We start from the raw sequence: 17,163 nt of genomic DNA, 5'->3' as shown, positions 1-17,163 counted from the left end.
CCGGGGCGGGTAAACGTTCGCTGAAGCGGATTGTTGTAAATTCACTGTTAGTTATCCGAAACGGTACTGTCAGCTCGGCGTGAAAGCCGTCGAGAGCACCTGAGAGTGTTCGAGAGAGGCGCTGCGACGTCGAGCGTTCGCGCGTGCCCCGTGTTGTCATACGCTCCGACGGTTTTTTGCCAGAGAACACGAAGAGGGGGGTGTGTCCCTCACCGTCCGCATCGACCCCCACGTTCACTCGGAAGCGTCGTACGACGCGCACGACCCCGTGGAGCTCATCTTGGAACAGGCCGCCGAAATCGGCCTCGACGCCGTCGTCGTGACCGACCACGACGTCATCCACGAGTCGATTCGCGCGGCGGAGCTGGCCCCGATGTACGGCCTCGTCGGCATCCCCGGCGTGGAAGTCTCGACGGCGGACGGACATCTCCTCTGTCTCGGCATAGAGGAGATGCCGCCGCGCCGCGCCCCGATGAAGGAGACGGTGGAGTGGGTCCGCGACCGAGGCGGCGTCGCCATCGTCCCGCACCCGTTCCAGCGGAGTCGCCACGGCGTCCGGAAGAAACGCCTCCGCGGCGTCGAACCGGACGCCATCGAGGTGTACAACTCGTGGCTGTTCACCGGGTGGAAGAACCGCCGCGCGCGCCGCTTCGCCGACGGCGGCGGCTACCCCGGCGTCGCCGGGAGCGACGCCCACAAAGTCGGGTACGTCGGCCGCGCGTACACCGAGATAGACATCCCCGACGTGACCCGCGCGGGCCTCTCCCAGGACGTCATCTTGGACGCTATCCGCGGCGGTTCTACGCGCGTCGAAGGGCGGCGGACGCCCATCCCGACGAGCGCGCGCCACTACGCCGGTGCGGGTGTCAGAAAGAGCGGGTACTTCGCCAAGCGCGGCGCGGTCAAGAGCGGTTCGCTCGCGAAGACGGGCGTCGCGCAGGCCGCGCGAACGCTCTACCGCGCGTTCCCGTTCTCGCGGTAGCGGTCGGACTCTCCTCTCACCGATAGCTCTGATAGAGAAGCACGACCACCGCGACGGCCGCGAACAGGTCGGGAAGGAACGTGAACGGCCCGATGCTCACCGTCGGTCGGAAGCCGAACAGCACGGCCGCGAGGGGGTTCGACGTGAGCGCGTACAACAGCAATGCGAGCGTGAACACGACGAGACTCATCGTGAAGGGGTTCGGCAGGTCGCGGTAGACGCGGACGTAGTTGTACGCGAGTGCCACCAAGAGCGCGACGTTGAACGTCGACACGAACAGTTTCACTCGGAGCAACATCGGGAGTCTGAGGTCCACCGGTCGCCCCGCGAGGACGGGCGTGAACACCGTCGCGACGAGGGCGACGAGGACGCCGAGGAGCGTGACGAACAGCGTTCGCGTCGTCGGGTCGGGGTCCGCGTGACTCATTCGAGGTCGGCCTCCGTCGCAATCCGGTCGAGGAGGTCCATGTTCTGTTCCATCCGGTCCGAGAGGAAGTACGTCTTCCCGTAGCCGTCACCCATCGTGGTCAGTACTCCGTTTTCTTCGAGGAGTTCGAGGTGGTGTCTCACCGTCTTGTAGTTCAGGTCGAGTGCTTCGGCGAGTTGGTTCGCGTTCATCGGCGTCTCCGAGAGCGTTCTGACGACGCGCAGGCGGTTCTTCCCGCCGCGTGCACCGCCGACGAGCCACCAGAGCACCCGACGCATCTACCCTCACCTCACGGGACGGGTACAAAAACGACGCGGACCGGGGTGTAGCCGGTGCGTCAGCAGGTGTAGGGGGAGATGGAAGACGAGGTGTCGCGTGACGCCTCAGTGCCGGTGGTCGTGACCGTGTCTATGGTCGTGACCGTGTCTGTGGTCGTGTCCGTACCGGTGGTCGTGACAGCGGTGCCAGTTCGCCGCCGACTGCTCGTTCCAGCGTTCGCGCAGGTCCGTCACGTCGTAGCCGAGTGTTTCGAGGGTGTCGAGGACGACTTCGCGGAGTTCACCGGGGTTCGCTCCGTCGGCGCGGGCGCGTTCGACGGCGTCGCGGACCGTCTCGACCTCATCGTCCCTCAGGTCGTAGTGCGCCTGCAGGCGGTCGAGTTTCGCGTCGACCCGCGCGTCGAATCGAACCTCGCGCAGTTCCGCGTCGGTCACGCCGTACTGGTGCAGACGGCCGTGGACGACGAGGCGAATCGCGTGGGCGGACGCGCCGTCGGCGCGCATCCCTTCGACTTCGTTCTCGACGGCCGCACGCTGGTCGTCGGTGAGGCTCAACTCGGCGAGGTACGCCGAGAGATTCACGTCGGACTCCCGGTCGGTCTGCCGTCGGTCCGTCGCCACGTCGGCGTCGGTGTCGGTGTCGGTGTCGGTGTCCGTCTCGGTCTGCTGGTCTGTCGTCTGTGCCGCGTCCGTCTGCGTCTCGGTGTCGGTGGCCGTCGCGTCCTGCGCCGCGGCCAGTCCGGCGACGCCGCCGGAGACCACGAGGACTGCGAGCACCGCACCGAGGAGTGTCTTGCTTCGCATGGGTGGTACCCGACGAGTCCGAAGCCGAGGGGCCTAAAGGAGATTTGCCGAACTCGGGCACGAGACGGGCGAGAAACGGACACGAGAGACGCACGAGTTAGGCACAAATTCCAGTCGAAACGGAGGTTTCGTCCGGGCGAACCGCGGTCAGTCGTCGCTGCGGTGACGGTACGCCTCGCCGACGAACTCCACGACGACGAGTGCGGAGAACATCCCGCCGACCCCCCACGCGACGACGACGTTCGGTTCGTCCAACGCCCTGAACCCGGTGACGGTGGCGATACCGAAGCAGGTGACGAGAGCGACGAGGCGGAACCGGCGGTTCGCGCGGACGGCGTAGACGGCCCCGGCGAAGACGACGGCGAGGACGGTTCCGGCGATAGCGTACTCGGTGAGCGTCGCCGGTCTGTCGAGGAGGGCGAACCCGACGAGGGCGACGACGCCCGTGAGAAGCCACTGCGTGTCGACGTCGTCTCGGTTCATCGGTCGGCGTCCATCGTGTCGAAGTCGTCCGTTTCGGAGCGCATCTATCGGAGTGACGACGGACCGAGTGAAAGGTGACTCGAAAACCGCCGCTCCCTTCGGTCGCGGACTACTCCTCCGAACTCACTAACTCCTGCGACCACCTTTTTCCACCTCGGGGCCGCAGAGCGGCCCACTCGGCGCAAAAATCTGTCTCGCTGAACAAGGTGAAGTGAGGCTCGATGGGCGTGAAACGTCCATCGGTGGACCAAAAACGCCGCTCCCTTCGGTCGCGGACTACTCCTCCGAACTCACTAACTCCTCGTACTGCGCGCCCGTCTGTTTCAGCGTCTCCGTGGAGTACAGGCGTTCGTGGTCGAACGGGAGGTGTTCGGCGGCGAGTTCGTCTATCTTCTCGTCGACGGCGCCGGCCTCGCGGCCGTGAATCATCGTAAACAGGTTGTACGGCCAGTCCTGTTCCGGGCGGCGCGGACGGTGATAGCAGAGCGTGACGTACGGGAGTCGCCCCACCGCTTCGCCGCGCGCGTCGAGTTCGTCGTCGGGCACGTCCCAGACGACCATGCAGTTGGCGTCGAAGCCGGTGACGACGTGGTTGACGACGCAACCGATTCGCTTGATACAACCGTCGTCGCGGAGTCGTTCGATGGCCGAGAGTACGTCGTCTACGTCCGCGCCGACGGCGTCGGCGACGTCGCGGTACGGCGTCGCCGAGAGCGGGAAGCCGTCCTGAATCTCCACGAGAAGGGCGGCGTCGAGCGCAGAGAGGTTTCCGGTGGCCTCCTCGGAGATGCGCGTCGCGTTCACCTCCGTCGCGGCGAGACTCTCGCGGGCGAACCGGTCGTCGTTCATCACGGGAAACTCCAGGTCGATGTAGTAGTCCGTCAGCATCGGGAGGTTCAGCACCGAGAGGCCGGTCCTGTCCTCGATGTCGGCCAGAATCTCGTCGCGCTTCCCTCTGGACCCGGCGGTGACGACGAACCACATGTTCCACTCGTGGTCGCGGCGGTAGTTGTGGTTCACCTGTCGGTAGCCGTTTATCACCTCGGCGACCTCCTCGAAGCGTTCCTCGGGCGCTGAGACGGCCGCGAGCGTCGAACTGCCGATGACCGGCGGGTTCAACACCGCGCCGAAGCGGCGGAAGACGCCGCGTTCTCGAAGTCTGCGGACGCGGTCCAGCGCTTCGTCTTCGGAGACGCCGAGTTCGTCTGCGAGGGCGCCGAACGGACGTTCGACGACGGGGAAACCGCTCTGGTACTCGTCGATGAGCGTCGCGTCCACCTCGTCCAAGTCGGCACGCCAGTCGTCGGCGAGGGAACTCATTGACTCATCTCAGGACCGAGCGAAGGTACCTATTTCGGGTCCGGCCGGGCGCGCCGCGAGGGGAACGGTGCGCCGACAACGCACCACTTTTGCCGCGCCGCGCCCAACGCCGAACCATGTCACAAGCGCCGGAGACCACCGAGTTCGGGGACTGGCCGCTGAAGCGACTCATGACCGAAGTGGTGGGGACGGGGACGAAGTCCGCAGAGGACATGACCCGCGAACAGGCGACCGAGGCGATGCGGCGCATCCTCGCCGGAGAACCGGACCACACGACGCTGGGCGCGTTCTGGCTGGCGAACCGCTGGAAGCACAACGTCGCCGAAGAACTGGCCGCCTACGCCGACGTGATGACGGAACACGTCGAGTACGCCGAACCCGACGCCGACCCCGTCGACTGCGGGGCGAACTACGACGGGAAGGGGAAGACGGCCATCCTGGGCGCCGCCGCGGGCATCGTCGCCGCCGGTGCGGGCACGCCCGTCGTCGTCCACTCGGGCGACAGAGTCCCGACGCAGAAACAGGACGCGTACAAGCACGTCTTGGACGAACTCGGCGTCCGCACCGAACTCTCGCCGCAGGAGAGCGCCGACCAGGTCGACGACACGGGGTTCGGCTTCTACTACCAACCCGAGTTCAACCCGGCCATCCACGCCCTGTTCGAGCGTCGCGACGCGATGGGCGTTCGCACGTTCGTCAACACCATCGAGACCATCGCGAACCCCGCGAACGCCGACGTCCACCTCGGGAGCTTCTACCACCTCGCGTTCGCGAAGAAAATCGTCGACACGTTCGAGCAGTCCGAGACGCTCGGTCCGCGTCGCGTCGTCATGTTCCAGGGGATGGAGGGCTACGACGACATCCGCCCCGGTTACACGAAGGTCGGCGAGTCCACCGACGGCGAGTTCACCGACTTCGAGATAGAGACGGCCGAGTACGGGATGGACTTCGCGAACGAGGACTTGGAGGTGAACCCCGACGACGTGGCGGGCGACTCCGCCGCCATCACCGAAGCCGTCGTCACCGGCGACAGAACCGACCACTTCGCCGACGCCGTCGCCCTCAACGCCGCGTTCCGCATCTACGCCCGCGAGGACGCCGACGACTTAGACGAGGGACTGGAGATGGCGAGAGAGAGCATCGACTCCGGTGCGGCCGAAGCGGTCCTCGACAACCTGCGCGCGTTCTGACCGAGACGGAGACTCGCTGTCCGCTTCCCTCGTGCTTTTTTACGTCGACGGCGAGCGTTCGGTATGACCACGTTCACAGACCACACGCTCACGGAGATCCGTCGTGACCTCCACCGACATCCCGAGGAAGGGTGGAAGGAGTTCCGAACCACGGCGCTCGTCGCCGAAGAACTGGACGAACGCGGCTTCGAACTCTGGCTCGGAGCCGAGGCGGTGAACGTCGAGGAACGACTCGGCGTCCCGTCCGACGACGAGATAGCCGCCGCCCGCGAACGCGCCCGCCGGGAGGGCGCGCCCGAAGAGTACCTCGACTGGATGGGCGACGTGACGGGTCTCGTCGCGAAGAAGCGCTACGGCGACGGGCCGACCGTCGGCGTTCGCGTCGACGTGGACGCCCTCGCCCGCCCGGAGGCGTCCGACGACGACCACCGCCCCGCCCGCGAGGGGTTCGCCAGCACCCACCCCTCGGAGATGCACGCCTGCGGCCACGACGGCCACACCGCCATCGGCATCGGCGTCGCCCGCGCGTTCGACGAGGAGGGGTTCGACGGCACGCTGAAGCTGTTCTTCCAACCCGCAGAGGAGGGCGGCCGCGGCGGGAAACCGATGAGCGAGACCGAACACTTGGACGACGTGGACGCTCTCGTCGCCCTCCACCTCGGCCTCGGCGAGGAGACCGGCACCGTCGTCGGCGGCTACGACCGTCCGCTCTCGAACGCGAAGGTGGACGTGACGTTCGAGGGCGAACCCGCCCACGCGGGCGGCGCGCCGAACGAGGGCAGAAACGCCCTGCAAGCGCTCGGAACGGCGCTGCAGAACCTCTACGCCATCCCTCGACACTCCGAGGGGAAGACCAGAATCAACGTCGGACAGGTCCACGCGGACAACGCGCAGAACGTCATCTGCGAGGAGGCGCGGATGCGCGTGGAGGTACGCGGCGAGGACGCGGACCTGAACGACTACATGATGGACAGAGCAGAACGCGTCGTCGAGAGCGCCGCCGAGATGCACGACGTCGGCTACGAGACGAGTCTGTACGGGATGACGACGACGTTCGAGAACGACGAGTCCGTCGTGCAGACGGTGATGCGCGCCGCGGAGACTGTCGACGGCGTCGACCACGTCTGCGGCCGGAGTCCGTTCGGCGGGAGCGAAGACGCCTCCTTTCTCGTCCGCCGCGTTCAAGAGAACGGCGGCGTCGCCTCCTACGTCGGCATCGGCGCGAGCAACCCCGCCGGTCACCACACGGCGTACTTCGACATCGACGAAGACGCACTCGACATCGGCGTCGGCGTCGTCACCGAGACGGTTCGGCGGTTGGCCGCCGGGACGTAGCCGGCCGAAACGTCCGACGTCGGGTCCGCGTCCGTGACGGACTACTCTTCTACCGGCATCGCGACGCCGACGAGCGTCTGCCCCGCCGTCGCCGTCGCCTCGCGGCAGACGGAGTAGACGACGCCGGAGCGGTCGGCCGTCGCCTCTTGAAGCACCTCGTACGTCGTCGGGTGATAGACGCGCCCGAGGTGGTCGCCCTCCTCCACGCTCGCGCCGAGTTCCGTCTCCGGAGCCGGATGGAACAGCCCGGATTCGGCGGCTTTGACGCGACCGAGGTGGTTCCGCGCCGTCGTCTGTTCGGCCGGTACCTCGGGATTACCGGGGAGCACGTCGAGTTCGCGCAGGACGTTGAAGACGCCGCGGACGCCCGTCTCGATGGCGGGTTCGACCAGCTGCTTGTTGTACGCGAGTTCCGGCGTGATGGAGGGGATGCCCGCCCGCGTCGCCGCCACTCGGAGTTTCCCGCCGAAGTTCCGTTCGGACCACTCCACGTCGGCGTCGTCGCCCGCCGCCTCCGCGAGGAGGAGTTCCGTGCCGAACGCCTCGGCCAGTCGGCGGCAGTCGTCGTCGCCGTCGAGGTAGACGGTGTGCGTCAGCATCTCCGGACTCCCCGTGTGTAAGTCGACGATGTAGTCCGCGTCGCCCGCGTACTCCCAGAGGGCGGCGGCCATTCGCTCGTGGAGCGTCCCCTCCGCGTCGCCCGGCCAGACGCGGTTCATGTTGGAGTTCACCGAGTCGAGCGACTCCGGGGTGGTGTAGGAGACGTGGTCGAACGTCAGGGGGTCGGCGACGGGGACGGCGACGACTGTCCCGGTCACCTCGTCGGCGTCGAGACGTTCGTGGACGCGGCGGAGCGTCTCGGTCCCGTTTATCTCTCTGCCGTGCTGGGCGGCTTGGACGTAGACGGTGGGGCCGTCGCCGTCGCCGTAGGTGTGAACCGTCGTCTCCAACTCGACGCCCGAGGGGAGCGTCGCGAGCGTGAGCGTCTCGGCGGTGTGCATACCCGGGGTTCGTCGCGAGGGGGTTTTGTAGCTACGGTCGGCGGCGAGCGAGACGGAGAGGCGGTTCGGCGAAGACGGCTCCGGTCAGCGCTGGCTGTCTCGGAGGACGAACGGCCCGATGGCGAGCGTCCGCTTCGAGACGGTGGCGATGCGCAGGACGTACGACAGCAAGAGGAGGAAGGGAAGCAGCGAGAGAGCGAGCGCCAACGATGTCACCCAGAGGATGCTGTCGATACCCACGAACGCCCCCGGGAACGTCGCGGCGTCCACGAACGCGACCATCGATAGCGAGACGAGGAGCGCGGGGACGGCGGCGTACGCGACGGACTGCGACAGACTCGTCAGCGCCCACTGGAAGTACAGCGTCTTGATGTGTTCGCGGGCGGGGCCGAACATCACGAGCGCGTCGCGGAGGTCACCGAGTGCCTCGCGCGTCTCGTCGCCGATGGCGTCGTTGTGTCGGGCGAGGAGTCGGTCCACCTCGAACACCTTCCGGCCGTAGTTGAAGTCGAGTGCCGAAGAGAGGAGACCGAACGTCCCGAACTGCGCCCCGTCGAGTCTGTCGAGGACGACGTCCGCGTTCTGCCGCAGACTGTCCGTGAACTCGGCGAGTTCCTCGGTCGCGTCTTCGTCGTCTATCTTCGACGTCGCCTCGTTCACGTTGCCGGCTTCGATGGCCGCGGCGGCGACGAGCGAGGACATGAGCGCCGACGGGTCCGCCGGGGCGGCGTCGAGGCCGGTGAGTTCCCGGACGTACTCGCGGGTGTCCATCGTCCCGCTCATCCGTACGCGCTGGTCGTCGAACGGGCCGAGTTCTTGGGAGATGACCACCTGCGTGATGGTGACGACGAGGGTGACGCCGGTGATGGTTCCGCTCGCCATCGTCGTGAAGATGGAGTCCAGCACGTCCCCACTGGCGACGCTGGTGGCGAACGGCGGTTCGAGGACGACGCCGACGAGAAGGAGCACGACGAACACCGCCCCCGCGAGGACGCCGGTGGCGACGAGGCGGTTCGATTCGAGGAGAATCCACAGTTTCAGCCGGGACTCGCCGGCGCGTTCGCGCATCGTGTTCGCAGAGCCGACCGTCGCGTCGTCGTCCTCGGCGGGGTCGTACGTCTGCTCGACGACGTCGCTCTCGTCGTCAGGCATGCGTCTCCCGGCCCGGTCCCGATTCCGACTCGGCGTCCGCCTTCGGCCGTTTGAAGACGAGGTACTTCGTCCCGCCCCCGGTGTAGTCGACGGCGCAGACGAGTTCCCACCCCTCGTCGCCGAGTTCGTTCAACTCGTCTATCGGGTCCTCCGCCTCCGCTCTCGCCGACCCTCTCGGCGGCCGAAGCGTGTGGTACTCCCACGTCGTCTCCTGCGTCATGCCCGTGACTGCGACGTGCGGGAATATGGACGTACTGGCCGGCGACGAGACTCACCAACGTTTTCACTCCGCACCGCTTCGGGGCAGGTATGAGCAACCCGACTGCCACGCTCCACACAAGCCGAGGCGACATCACCGTCGAACTGTTCGAGGACCGCGCGCCGCGAACGGTCGAGAACTTCGTCGGTCTCGCGACGGGCGAGAAGGCGTGGAAGGACCCCGACACGGGCGACGAACGCACCGACTCGCTGTACGAGGGAACCATCTTCCACCGCATCATCGACGGCTTCATGATTCAGGGCGGCGACCCCGAGGGAACCGGTCGCGGCGGTCCCGGCTACACCTTCGACGACGAGTTCCACGACGAACTCCGCCACGACAGCGCGGGCAAACTGTCGATGGCGAACCGCGGCCCCGACACGAACGGCTCGCAGTTCTTCATCACGCTCGACGCGCAACCCCACCTCGACGGCCGCCACGCCGTCTTCGGCGAAGTCGTCGACGGGATGGACGTCGTCGAAGAGATCGGCAACCTCCCGACGGACCGCAACGACAAGCCGATGAAGGACGTCGAAATCGAGTCCATCGACGTCGACCGGTAGTCGCCGACGGCGACGCGATTCCGGAACCGGCACGCAGACCGCACGCGTTCTTTCGACGCCCGACCGACAGCGCAAAGTCCGCCGCGTCGCTACCTCCCTTCGATGAGCGACACCGAAGGCTCGGACGGTCCACTCCGCCCGAGCGAGGTGGGTGACGAGGCGAACGCGCCGCCGATAGACGAGAAACCCTACAAGATAATCTTCGAGGCGAACAAGTGCTTCGGCGCGGGTCGGTGCGCCGAAGTCGCGGACAACTGGGAGATGGACATGGCCTCCGGACTGGCCAAACCGAAGTCGTACTTCTTCGGCGAGGACGAACTGGAGGAGAACGTCCGCGCGGCCGAGGTGTGTCCGGCGAAGAAAGACCGCGGCGTCATCCACGTCATCGACCGCAGAAAAGACGAAGAGATAGCGCCCGACCCGCACGGGGACGGAACGCTCAGCGTCGACTGGTAGTCTCGGTCCTCAGTCGTCCAGCGTCACCGACCCGAGCGGACCGGTCATCCGCGGGTTGATGCCCGAGATGGTGTGGGGCCGGAAGCCCTTCACCTCGCTTCGGACGCCGAAGCTGTTCTTGAGGTTGTACGCCGGCAGGTGCGCGCGGTCCTCCAAGATGGAGGTGACAGCCTTCGTGTACAGTTCCTTGCGCGTCTCTCGGTCCGGCGACTTCCGCGCCTCGTCGAGTTGGCGCATGACCTCGTCGTTCTCGTAGTAACAGCCGTTCGTCGAGCCCTCTTCGGACTCGTGGAACAGGAAGTAGAGGAAGCCGTCCGGGTCGACTTCGTCCACCCAGCCGAGGGTGTACATGTTGTAGTCGTCCTCGTCGCCGGTGGCGTACTTGTCGAGGAACGCGCCCCAGTCGAGTCGCTGGACGGACGCGTTCGAGAACCCGAGTTCCTGCAGGGCGTTCGAGACGGTGATTCCAATCTGTTCGCGCTTGTCGTCCGGCGGGACGATGATGGTCCAGTCGTAGTCTTTGTCGACGCCGGCCTCCTCCAGCAACTGCTCGGCCTTCGTCAGGTCCTTGTCGTGGGCGATGTCCGCCCACTCCTCGCCGGGGAAGCCCCACGACTCGATGATGGACTGCGGCAGCGGACTCGTCATGCGCGTCCCCGCGGGTTCGACGTAGTTCTGCACCGCCTGGTCCATCGAGACGGCGTAGTCGATGGCCTCGCGGACCTTCTTGTCCGCCGTCGGTCCCTCGTTGCAGTTGAACGCGAGGTAGTAGTAGCCGAGGCCGCCGCGTTCCTGCACGCTCGCCTCCGAGATACCCTCGACGGTGGAGTAGAGCTTCGGCGGCACGGTCTGAACGATGTGGTTCTCGCCGTTTCGGAGCGTCGTCACGCGCGTCGTCGGTTCGGAGACCGGCGTGAAGTTCAGCGTCTGAATCTCGGGCTTCTCGCCCCAGTAGTCCTCGTGACGCGTCATCCGGACGTAACTACCCTCCTGCCAGTCTTCGAGTTCGTATGGACCGCTCCCGACGGGGTCGGAGTTGAAGCCCTCGCGGTCCTCCTCGCGGGCGGCCTTCGGGACGGGCGCCCACGCGAGTTTGTGCTTGAACGGCCCGAACGGGTACTTCAGGTCGAACTGCACCGTCTTCTCGTCCACGACGGTTATCTCGTCTATCATCGTGAACTCCGACCCGTTCTCCGTCTCCTCGCGCGCCGGGGCGAGGTACGAGTACTTCACGTCCTCGGCGGTGATGGGTTCGCCGTTGTGGAACGTGATGTCGTCTTTCAGCGTGACGGTGTACTGCGTCCCGTCGCCGTTTATCTCCGGTTCTCCGGCGGCGAGTTGCGGCGTGAGCGTCGTCCCCTCCTCGTACGTGTACAGCGAGTCGAAGATTCGCTCGGTCACCTGCAGCGACGGCACGTCGTTTGCCTTCAGGGGGTCGAAGTCGAGCGCCGACTTCGACTGCGCGAAGTTGAGCGTCGCCCCGCTCGACTCGGCCGTCCCCGTCGACTCGGACGTCTCCGTCGCCGTTCCCGTCGCGCCACCGGCGTCTGTGCCGGTCGCCGTCCCCTCGTCGCCGCCCCCACCGGAACAGCCAGCGAGGCCCGTGACACCCGCGGCACCGATGGCTTGCAACACCCGTCGTCTGGACGGACTGTCGTTTTCGTCAGTCATCTCTGAGCGGTGTAGCGGATGCAGGTCAAAATGTCTGACGCCCGGATGCAGAATTCTCCGGCATCTACGACGAAAAACTGTCTACTCAGAGACGGTTGTCGCGCGTCGAGCGTACCGCGAGACCGCGGCGAGTCGATGCCGACGAAGCGAAACCATCATTGGTGGGTACGCAGAATCGGAAGACGAGCGGGGGTGGCTGAGCCAGGCCAAAGGCGGCGGACTTAAGATCCGCTCTCGTAGGAGTTCATGGGTTCGAATCCCATCCCCCGCATTCGTCGTCTGCGAGCGAAGCGAGCAGCGGCGTTCTACGGATGGGTTCGAATCAGGGAGCGAAGGGAACGAAGTGACCGGAGCGACCGTGGTTCGAATCCCATCCCCCGCATTCGTCGTCCGCGAGCGAAGCGAGCAGCGGCGTTCTACGGGTGGATTCGAACGTCGAAACGAGCGTAGCGAGTTTCGGAAGTTCGAATCCCATCCTGCGCGCTCACGTGACCGTCATTCCGATTCGACCACTTCTGTTCGCGTCCGTACCGTCTCTCCGTCGCGCCAGTGCATCACGAAGTCGAACGACCGTCCGTCGTCGGGGACGGACGTCGACGGCGTGAACGAGTGCGTCCACGTCGTCGACTCGCCGGCGGCCACGTCCAGCGAGACGGCTTCGACGGGCGCGTAGGCGACTTCCGGTCCGGTACGGTTGAGCGCACCGACGAACGTCCCGTCCGCGTCGCCGGTGTTCTCCACCGTCACTGTGAGCGTCATCTGCTGACCGTTCACGACGGTTTCGGGCGCGGAGAACTCGGTCACCGAGAACGCTGTCGGCGGGCGGGAGAGTCGTACGACGGCGTCGTCCGAGAGTCGGTGTTCGTCTCCGGGCCAGCGGAGCGTCGTGGTGTCGGCGTCCAGCGGTTTCGGAAGCGGGAACACGAGCGTTCCACCCGAACCACGTTCGTACGCGCCGTCGAAGCCCCACAGCCAGCCGTACCCCGTCAGGTCCCGGACGCTCCGCGGACCGAACGTCGTTTCGTCGACGGCAACCGCGAACTCCGCGGCGTTCAGCGGAAGCGGTCCGCGGGTCCCGACTTCGACCACGACGTACTGCTCCTCCGCGTCGCCGTACGTGCCGATGGAGTCCGGCGAGTTCGGCGCGGCGAGCGACGGCGTGACCGTGACGTCCCGGAGGCGAACGTCCGCTTCGACTTCGGTCGTCGTAGGAGTCGCGGACGCCTCGGTGTTCGTGGGCGTCCTCGTCTCCGTCTGCGACGCCGCCAAGTCGGTCGGTGGACCACCGAGACAGCCAGCGAGAAGGGCGAGTACGGCACCGCTCGAAGAGAGAACGTCCCGTCTGGAGGACATACGGTCGAAGAGACGACAGGTCGGACATAAGCTTTCCGTCGCGGAGGTCCGACGACACCGGGCGAGTGGATGCTCGCCGCTCCGACCGCCGACGCGGTTATCTCTCTGTCCGGCCAACACGTACTGATGGTAACGCGACGTGACCGACCCCACCGATACTCGGAAGGACAGGGATTCGACGACCCGTACGAGGGGTTCGACCTCGGAGACGGCCGCTACGGCCCCGTCGCCGACGTAGACCCGGTCGACGACTACGTGCTCGCGGACGTCGTCGACGAGTCGCAGGTTCGGCCCGACGGCGTCGACGTCCCGGCGCTGATAGACGTGGGACTGGAGTACGTCGCCATCGAGCAGTACGAACAGGCCGTCGACTCGTTCGCGCGGGCGGCGTTCTACGCGCCCGAAGACTCCGCGATAGCGCAGGAGGCGTGGGTGAACAAGGGAATCGCCCACGGCGAACTCGGCGAATGGGACGACGCCGTCAGCGCCCACCGAGAGGCACTGCGCATCGACGCCGACGGCGGCGTCTCGGCGGCGGCGGAGACGAACCTCGCGACGGCGCTCTGGGAGGGCGGCGACAGCAGCAACCCACTGGAACACGCCGAAGCCGCCGTCGAACGCGACCCGCGACTGCCGGAGGCGTGGTACAACAGGGGGTACTTCCTGAACGAACGCGGTCAACACGAGGAGGCGCTTCGGTGTCTCGACGTGGCCGTCTCGCTCGGACTGCGGACCGCGTGGCTCCACGACGAACGGATTCGAGCGCTGGAGGGACTCGGCGAGTACGAACGGGCGGCGGACGTCGAAGAACGGGCCACGGAGGCCCGCGACACGCAGTCGACGCGGTCGCTCCGCGAGTAATGCGGTGCGCCACAACTTATTCGTGCCTGGCCCTAATTACATCTAATTACAGCCATGTCAGTGATGCCCGCCAACGAACCGACGCGCTTCGACTACCTCCTCGGCGTGATGGGAGTGAGTCTCGCTTGCGCGGCGATTCTCGGCGTCCTCTCTTCGGTTCCGCTCTACCTCGCCGGGAGCGTCGGCTCACTTCTCGCCGCCGGCGTCCTCGTCGGCGGGACGCTCGGTGAGTATCAGTAGGCGGAGCCGCTTCTCGCATCGCTCGCTCGTCCGCTATCTCACCCGTCGTCGCGTCGCCACCCAATATCACGTTTGATACTCTCTGGGGTACCACTAAATAGCGGAGTAGACACATCCAGTCGATGAAGAGACTGGACGTTCTCCCGGCGTTCTTGCGGCGGAGTTACTTTCGCAAGTACGCTCTCGTCCTCGTCGTACTTCTCGGCGTGATGGTCGGCGTCGGACTGTACACCCAAGCGCAGGTCGACGAGGAACTGACGAGAGAGAAGCACGCGGAGTTGCAGACGATGGCAGAGTTGGAAGCCGACGGACTCAACGAGTGGGTGGACACGAACGAACAGCGAGCGCGGATGCTGTCGGAGCACCGCGGTCTGCAGTCGGCCGACGCGGACGAGGCTGACCGGGCGCTCCTGCGCGAACACGGGCAGTTGCCGAGCGACGTGTACGCGCTTCACTACGTCGACACGGCGACCGGAGACGTCGTCCGCAGTACCTCGGGGTCGATGGAGACGAAGACGCTGGACGACGCGGGCATCGAGTGGTCCGGCGGGGGACTCTCGTTCAGCCAATCGACCGACGTCGCGGTGAGCGAGGTATACCGCAACGGCGGCCTCCAACTCGTCGCGTTCGCCAGTCCCGTCCCCGGAACCGACCGCGCGGTGTTGGTCGTGACCGACGCGACGCAGCACGCGAAGTCCTTTGCGGAACCCGTCGAGGGCTCTCACACGCAGGTCGTCCGAACGGACGGGACGGTGCTGTTCGACCGCTACGGCAAGAACGTCCTGACGGCGTACCGCGACGGCGAGAACACGCCCGGTCTGGCCGCCGCCGTCGAGGCGGGCGACGAGAGCGGCGTCGTCGAACGCGCCGCCGACGGAAAGTCGGACGCGAGCGTCGTCGCCTACGCGCCGGTGCAGGGCACCGACTGGATAGTCCTCGTGCAGGCCCCGAGAGAGAACGTCTTCGCGCTTCTCACGCAGGTCCGAAACGACCTCTCGGTGCTCATCGGCACCGCAGTCGCCGGGTTCGTCCTCGTCGGCCTGACGCTCGGACGCGGCACCGTCGTCTCGCTCCGCCGCCTCCAGTCCCGCGCGGAACGACTCGCCGACGGCGACATGGACGTGGAGTTCTCCTCGCGCCGCGTCGACGAGTTCGGCACGCTCTCGGAGTCGTTCGCCGAGATGCGCGACGCGTTGGACGCGCGGATACGCGAGTCCGAGGCGACGGCCGCGACGCTCGAACGCGCCGCCACCGACTACGGCGAGACGATGGACGCCGCCGCGGCGGGCGACCTGACGGTTCGAATGGACCCCGACGCCGCCGGCGACGCCGAGGCGATGGCCGAGGTCGGTCGGCGGTTCAACGGGATGATGGACGAGTGGGAGGAGACGGTGGCCGAAGTCGGCGCGTTCGCCGACCGGGTGGCCGCCTCCTCCGGACGGGTCGGCGTCGGGACCGAAGAGGTCGCGACGGCGAGTCGACAGGTGAGTCGCTCGACGCAGGAGATTTCGGCCGGTGCCGCCGAGCAACTCGACACGCTCCAGAGCGTCTCCGACCAGACGGCCGACCTCTCGGCGACGGTCGAAGAGATAGCCGCGCAGGCGAACGAACTGTCGGACCTATCGAAGCGGGCGGCCGAACGCGGCGACGACGGGCGAGAAGCGGCGACGGCCGTCGGTCGCGAGATGCGAGAGATAGCCGCGCAAGCCGAGACGGTCACGGCGTGCGTGTCGCGTCTCGACGAGGAGGTGACGGACATCGCGTCGGTCGTCGACCTCATCGACGACATCGCAGAGCAGACGAACATCCTCGCGCTGAACGCGTCCATCGAGGCGTCGCGGGCGGGCGAGGCGGGTGCCGGATTCGCCGTCGTCGCCGACGAGGTGAAACACCTCGCAGAAGAGACGGCGGCCGCGACGGACGACATCGCCGACTCCATCGACGCCGTGCGCGGCGCGACGACGGAGGCGGTCGAACAGATGCACGAGATGGAGTCGTCCGTCGAATCCGGTTCCGACACCATCGAGGACGGCGTCGACGCCATCCGAGACGCCGTCGACCTGGTCGAAGAAGTCGACCACAGCGTCCAGTCTATCGACCACGCGACCGACTCGCAGGCCACGTCGACCCAACAGGTCGCCGAGAGCGTCGACGACGCGGCGGCCATCGCCGCGCAGACGGACGGTCAAGCCGAGGACGTCGCCGCCGCCGCCCAGCAACAGACCGCCTCGCTGGAGACCGTCGCGCGGGAGGTGGAAGAACTGTCCGACCAGACGGCGGACCTCGCGGAACGCGTCGAGGCGTTCGACGTGAGCGAAGCGGTGGCGGACCGAGAGGACGCAGACGACGGCGAGCGTCCGGCGGACGCCGAGTCGGTGGCGGAACCGGTCGCAGATGCCGACGAGGATACGGGCGCGGGCGCGAGCGCGGACGTCGGCGCAGGCGCGGAAGATGCCGATGTGGACGCAGACGCAGAGGTGGGCGTCGACGCGGATACAGAAGCGGGAGAGACCGGCGCGGATACAGAAGACGTGGACGTCGCCACGGGAACAGAGGAGAGAGACACCGACGCGGACGAACCGGTGCCAGACTCCGCGCCGACCGCCGCGGCCGACGACGACTGACTGGCCTCAACTCCGCCGCGTCGGTGAGCGTCGAATCGAATCCTCGCGCGCCGTTCGGGACGGCGTCGTCACTCGCGTTCGACTTCGAACCTATCCACTATCGATTCGCTACACTCGGCGGCGAGTAATCGACGCGTGCGACGACGCAGTCGCTCTGTCTCGTG

Annotated in this window: 18 protein-coding genes and 1 tRNA gene; 9 read left to right on the top strand and 10 right to left on the bottom strand. The window is 66.7% G+C overall.

All coding sequences use genetic code 11. The annotated features are described in order from the left end of the window. Positions 1-202 precede the first annotated feature (202 nt). The gene (locus tag BM282_RS09985; RefSeq protein ID WP_089880165.1) at positions 203-982 is read left to right on the top strand and encodes a CehA/McbA family metallohydrolase; all 780 of its coding nucleotides are present in this window, start codon (positions 203-205) and stop codon (positions 980-982) included. Positions 983-998: 16 nt separating this feature from the next. Here the strand turns inward: BM282_RS09985 and BM282_RS09980 are convergent, their stop codons facing one another. The 5 genes from BM282_RS09980 to ahbB all read right to left on the bottom strand — a co-directional run bounded on the left by BM282_RS09980 (position 999) and on the right by ahbB (position 4,294). After that, positions 999-1,409 carry a hypothetical protein gene (locus BM282_RS09980; RefSeq protein WP_245758338.1) on the bottom strand — a complete coding sequence of 137 codons (411 nt, stop codon included), beginning with the start codon at positions 1,407-1,409 and terminating at the stop codon, positions 999-1,001. Continuing rightward, positions 1,406-1,687 (bottom strand): ArsR/SmtB family transcription factor, encoded by a 282-nt coding sequence (locus BM282_RS09975; RefSeq protein WP_089880163.1) that lies wholly within the window; start codon positions 1,685-1,687, stop codon positions 1,406-1,408. The genes BM282_RS09980 and BM282_RS09975 overlap by 4 nt, the downstream gene beginning before the upstream one ends. Positions 1,688-1,792: 105 nt before the next feature. After that, the gene (locus BM282_RS09970) at positions 1,793-2,491 is read right to left on the bottom strand and encodes a hypothetical protein (RefSeq protein WP_089880161.1); all 699 of its coding nucleotides are present in this window, start codon (positions 2,489-2,491) and stop codon (positions 1,793-1,795) included. A 147-nt stretch (positions 2,492-2,638) separates the two neighbouring features. Continuing rightward, positions 2,639-2,974 (bottom strand): hypothetical protein, encoded by a 336-nt coding sequence (locus tag BM282_RS09965; RefSeq protein WP_089880158.1) that lies wholly within the window; start codon positions 2,972-2,974, stop codon positions 2,639-2,641. A 276-nt stretch (positions 2,975-3,250) separates the two neighbouring features. Further along, the gene (gene ahbB, locus BM282_RS09960) at positions 3,251-4,294 is read right to left on the bottom strand and encodes a siroheme decarboxylase subunit beta (RefSeq protein ID WP_089880156.1); all 1,044 of its coding nucleotides are present in this window, start codon (positions 4,292-4,294) and stop codon (positions 3,251-3,253) included. Positions 4,295-4,410: 116 nt separating this feature from the next. Here ahbB and BM282_RS09955 point away from each other — a divergent pair, with 116 nt between their 5' ends. Next, a complete protein-coding gene (locus tag BM282_RS09955; RefSeq protein ID WP_089880153.1) occupies positions 4,411-5,484 on the top strand; it encodes an anthranilate phosphoribosyltransferase in 1,074 nt (357 codons plus the stop codon). Between the two features lie 63 nt (positions 5,485-5,547). Continuing rightward, complete coding sequence (locus tag BM282_RS09950) at positions 5,548-6,819, top strand: amidohydrolase (RefSeq protein ID WP_089880149.1); 1,272 nt, start codon at positions 5,548-5,550, stop codon at positions 6,817-6,819. Between the two features lie 41 nt (positions 6,820-6,860). Here the strand turns inward: BM282_RS09950 and BM282_RS09945 are convergent, their stop codons facing one another. From BM282_RS09945 to BM282_RS09935, 3 genes are all read right to left on the bottom strand, one after another. Beyond that, on the bottom strand, positions 6,861-7,820 hold the full coding sequence (locus BM282_RS09945; RefSeq protein ID WP_089880146.1) for a succinylglutamate desuccinylase/aspartoacylase family protein: 960 nt from the start codon (positions 7,818-7,820) through the stop codon (positions 6,861-6,863). 84 nt (positions 7,821-7,904) lie between these two features. Continuing rightward, on the bottom strand, positions 7,905-8,972 hold the full coding sequence (locus BM282_RS09940) for a hypothetical protein (RefSeq protein ID WP_089880144.1): 1,068 nt from the start codon (positions 8,970-8,972) through the stop codon (positions 7,905-7,907). Further along, a complete protein-coding gene (locus tag BM282_RS09935) occupies positions 8,965-9,192 on the bottom strand; it encodes a DUF4177 domain-containing protein (RefSeq protein WP_089880142.1) in 228 nt (75 codons plus the stop codon). The genes BM282_RS09940 and BM282_RS09935 overlap by 8 nt, the downstream gene beginning before the upstream one ends. An 89-nt stretch (positions 9,193-9,281) precedes the next feature. On the opposite strand from BM282_RS09935, the gene BM282_RS09930 reads away from it, so the two are divergent. Then, complete coding sequence (locus tag BM282_RS09930; RefSeq protein WP_089880139.1) at positions 9,282-9,794, top strand: peptidylprolyl isomerase; 513 nt, start codon at positions 9,282-9,284, stop codon at positions 9,792-9,794. Between the two features lie 102 nt (positions 9,795-9,896). Then, positions 9,897-10,250, top strand: a complete 354-nt coding sequence (locus BM282_RS09925; protein WP_089880136.1) for a ferredoxin — start codon at positions 9,897-9,899, stop codon at positions 10,248-10,250. Positions 10,251-10,259: 9 nt separating this feature from the next. Here BM282_RS09925 and BM282_RS09920 read toward each other — a convergent pair whose 3' ends face one another. Beyond that, positions 10,260-11,921, bottom strand: a complete 1,662-nt coding sequence (locus BM282_RS09920; RefSeq protein WP_089880134.1) for an ABC transporter substrate-binding protein — start codon at positions 11,919-11,921, stop codon at positions 10,260-10,262. A 186-nt stretch (positions 11,922-12,107) separates the two neighbouring features. On the opposite strand from BM282_RS09920, the gene BM282_RS09915 reads away from it, so the two are divergent. Further along, a tRNA-Leu gene (locus BM282_RS09915) sits at positions 12,108-12,192 on the top strand. Positions 12,193-12,416: 224 nt separating this feature from the next. Here the strand turns inward: BM282_RS09915 and BM282_RS09910 are convergent. Then, positions 12,417-13,274: a hypothetical protein gene (locus BM282_RS09910; RefSeq protein ID WP_089880131.1), complete on the bottom strand. Its 858-nt coding sequence runs from the start codon at positions 13,272-13,274 to the stop codon at positions 12,417-12,419. Between the two features lie 126 nt (positions 13,275-13,400). Between BM282_RS09910 and BM282_RS09905 the strand changes: the two genes are divergently transcribed. The 3 genes from BM282_RS09905 (at position 13,401) to BM282_RS09900 (ending at position 16,999) form a co-directional block, all read left to right on the top strand. Next, positions 13,401-14,135 (top strand): tetratricopeptide repeat protein, encoded by a 735-nt coding sequence (locus BM282_RS09905; RefSeq protein ID WP_175501479.1) that lies wholly within the window; start codon positions 13,401-13,403, stop codon positions 14,133-14,135. Between the two features lie 63 nt (positions 14,136-14,198). Beyond that, on the top strand, positions 14,199-14,375 hold the full coding sequence (locus BM282_RS18515; protein WP_175501477.1) for a hypothetical protein: 177 nt from the start codon (positions 14,199-14,201) through the stop codon (positions 14,373-14,375). 122 nt (positions 14,376-14,497) lie between these two features. Beyond that, positions 14,498-16,999 carry a methyl-accepting chemotaxis protein gene (locus BM282_RS09900; protein ID WP_245758337.1) on the top strand — a complete coding sequence of 834 codons (2,502 nt, stop codon included), beginning with the start codon at positions 14,498-14,500 and terminating at the stop codon, positions 16,997-16,999. Positions 17,000-17,163: the final 164 nt, after the last annotated feature.

Origin of the sequence: Halogeometricum limi (genome assembly GCF_900115785.1) — an archaeon.
Taxonomy (GTDB): Archaea; Halobacteriota; Halobacteria; order Halobacteriales; family Haloferacaceae; genus Halogeometricum; species Halogeometricum limi.
Note: the sequence above shows the minus strand (reverse complement) of the source record. Positions and strands in the feature narration are given on the sequence as shown.

What these genes read in the sequence shown, in the direction of transcription:
- BM282_RS09980 (WP_245758338.1), bottom strand. Translation starts at nt 1,409, where the DNA reads ATGAGTCACGCGGACCCCGACCCGACGACGCGAACGCTGTTCGTCACG.
- BM282_RS09975 (WP_089880163.1), bottom strand. Translation starts at nt 1,687, where the DNA reads ATGCGTCGGGTGCTCTGGTGGCTCGTCGGCGGTGCACGCGGCGGGAAG.
- BM282_RS09970 (WP_089880161.1), bottom strand. Translation starts at nt 2,491, where the DNA reads ATGCGAAGCAAGACACTCCTCGGTGCGGTGCTCGCAGTCCTCGTGGTC.
- BM282_RS09965 (WP_089880158.1), bottom strand. Translation starts at nt 2,974, where the DNA reads ATGAACCGAGACGACGTCGACACGCAGTGGCTTCTCACGGGCGTCGTC.
- ahbB (WP_089880156.1), bottom strand. Translation starts at nt 4,294, where the DNA reads ATGAGTTCCCTCGCCGACGACTGGCGTGCCGACTTGGACGAGGTGGAC.
- BM282_RS09955 (WP_089880153.1), top strand. Translation starts at nt 4,411, where the DNA reads ATGTCACAAGCGCCGGAGACCACCGAGTTCGGGGACTGGCCGCTGAAG.
- BM282_RS09950 (WP_089880149.1), top strand. Translation starts at nt 5,548, where the DNA reads ATGACCACGTTCACAGACCACACGCTCACGGAGATCCGTCGTGACCTC.
- BM282_RS09945 (WP_089880146.1), bottom strand. Translation starts at nt 7,820, where the DNA reads ATGCACACCGCCGAGACGCTCACGCTCGCGACGCTCCCCTCGGGCGTC.
- BM282_RS09940 (WP_089880144.1), bottom strand. Translation starts at nt 8,972, where the DNA reads ATGCCTGACGACGAGAGCGACGTCGTCGAGCAGACGTACGACCCCGCC.
- BM282_RS09935 (WP_089880142.1), bottom strand. Translation starts at nt 9,192, where the DNA reads ATGACGCAGGAGACGACGTGGGAGTACCACACGCTTCGGCCGCCGAGA.
- BM282_RS09930 (WP_089880139.1), top strand. Translation starts at nt 9,282, where the DNA reads ATGAGCAACCCGACTGCCACGCTCCACACAAGCCGAGGCGACATCACC.
- BM282_RS09925 (WP_089880136.1), top strand. Translation starts at nt 9,897, where the DNA reads ATGAGCGACACCGAAGGCTCGGACGGTCCACTCCGCCCGAGCGAGGTG.
- BM282_RS09920 (WP_089880134.1), bottom strand. Translation starts at nt 11,921, where the DNA reads ATGACTGACGAAAACGACAGTCCGTCCAGACGACGGGTGTTGCAAGCC.
- BM282_RS09910 (WP_089880131.1), bottom strand. Translation starts at nt 13,274, where the DNA reads ATGTCCTCCAGACGGGACGTTCTCTCTTCGAGCGGTGCCGTACTCGCC.
- BM282_RS09905 (WP_175501479.1), top strand. Translation starts at nt 13,401, where the DNA reads ATGGTAACGCGACGTGACCGACCCCACCGATACTCGGAAGGACAGGGA.
- BM282_RS18515 (WP_175501477.1), top strand. Translation starts at nt 14,199, where the DNA reads ATGCCCGCCAACGAACCGACGCGCTTCGACTACCTCCTCGGCGTGATG.
- BM282_RS09900 (WP_245758337.1), top strand. Translation starts at nt 14,498, where the DNA reads ATGAAGAGACTGGACGTTCTCCCGGCGTTCTTGCGGCGGAGTTACTTT.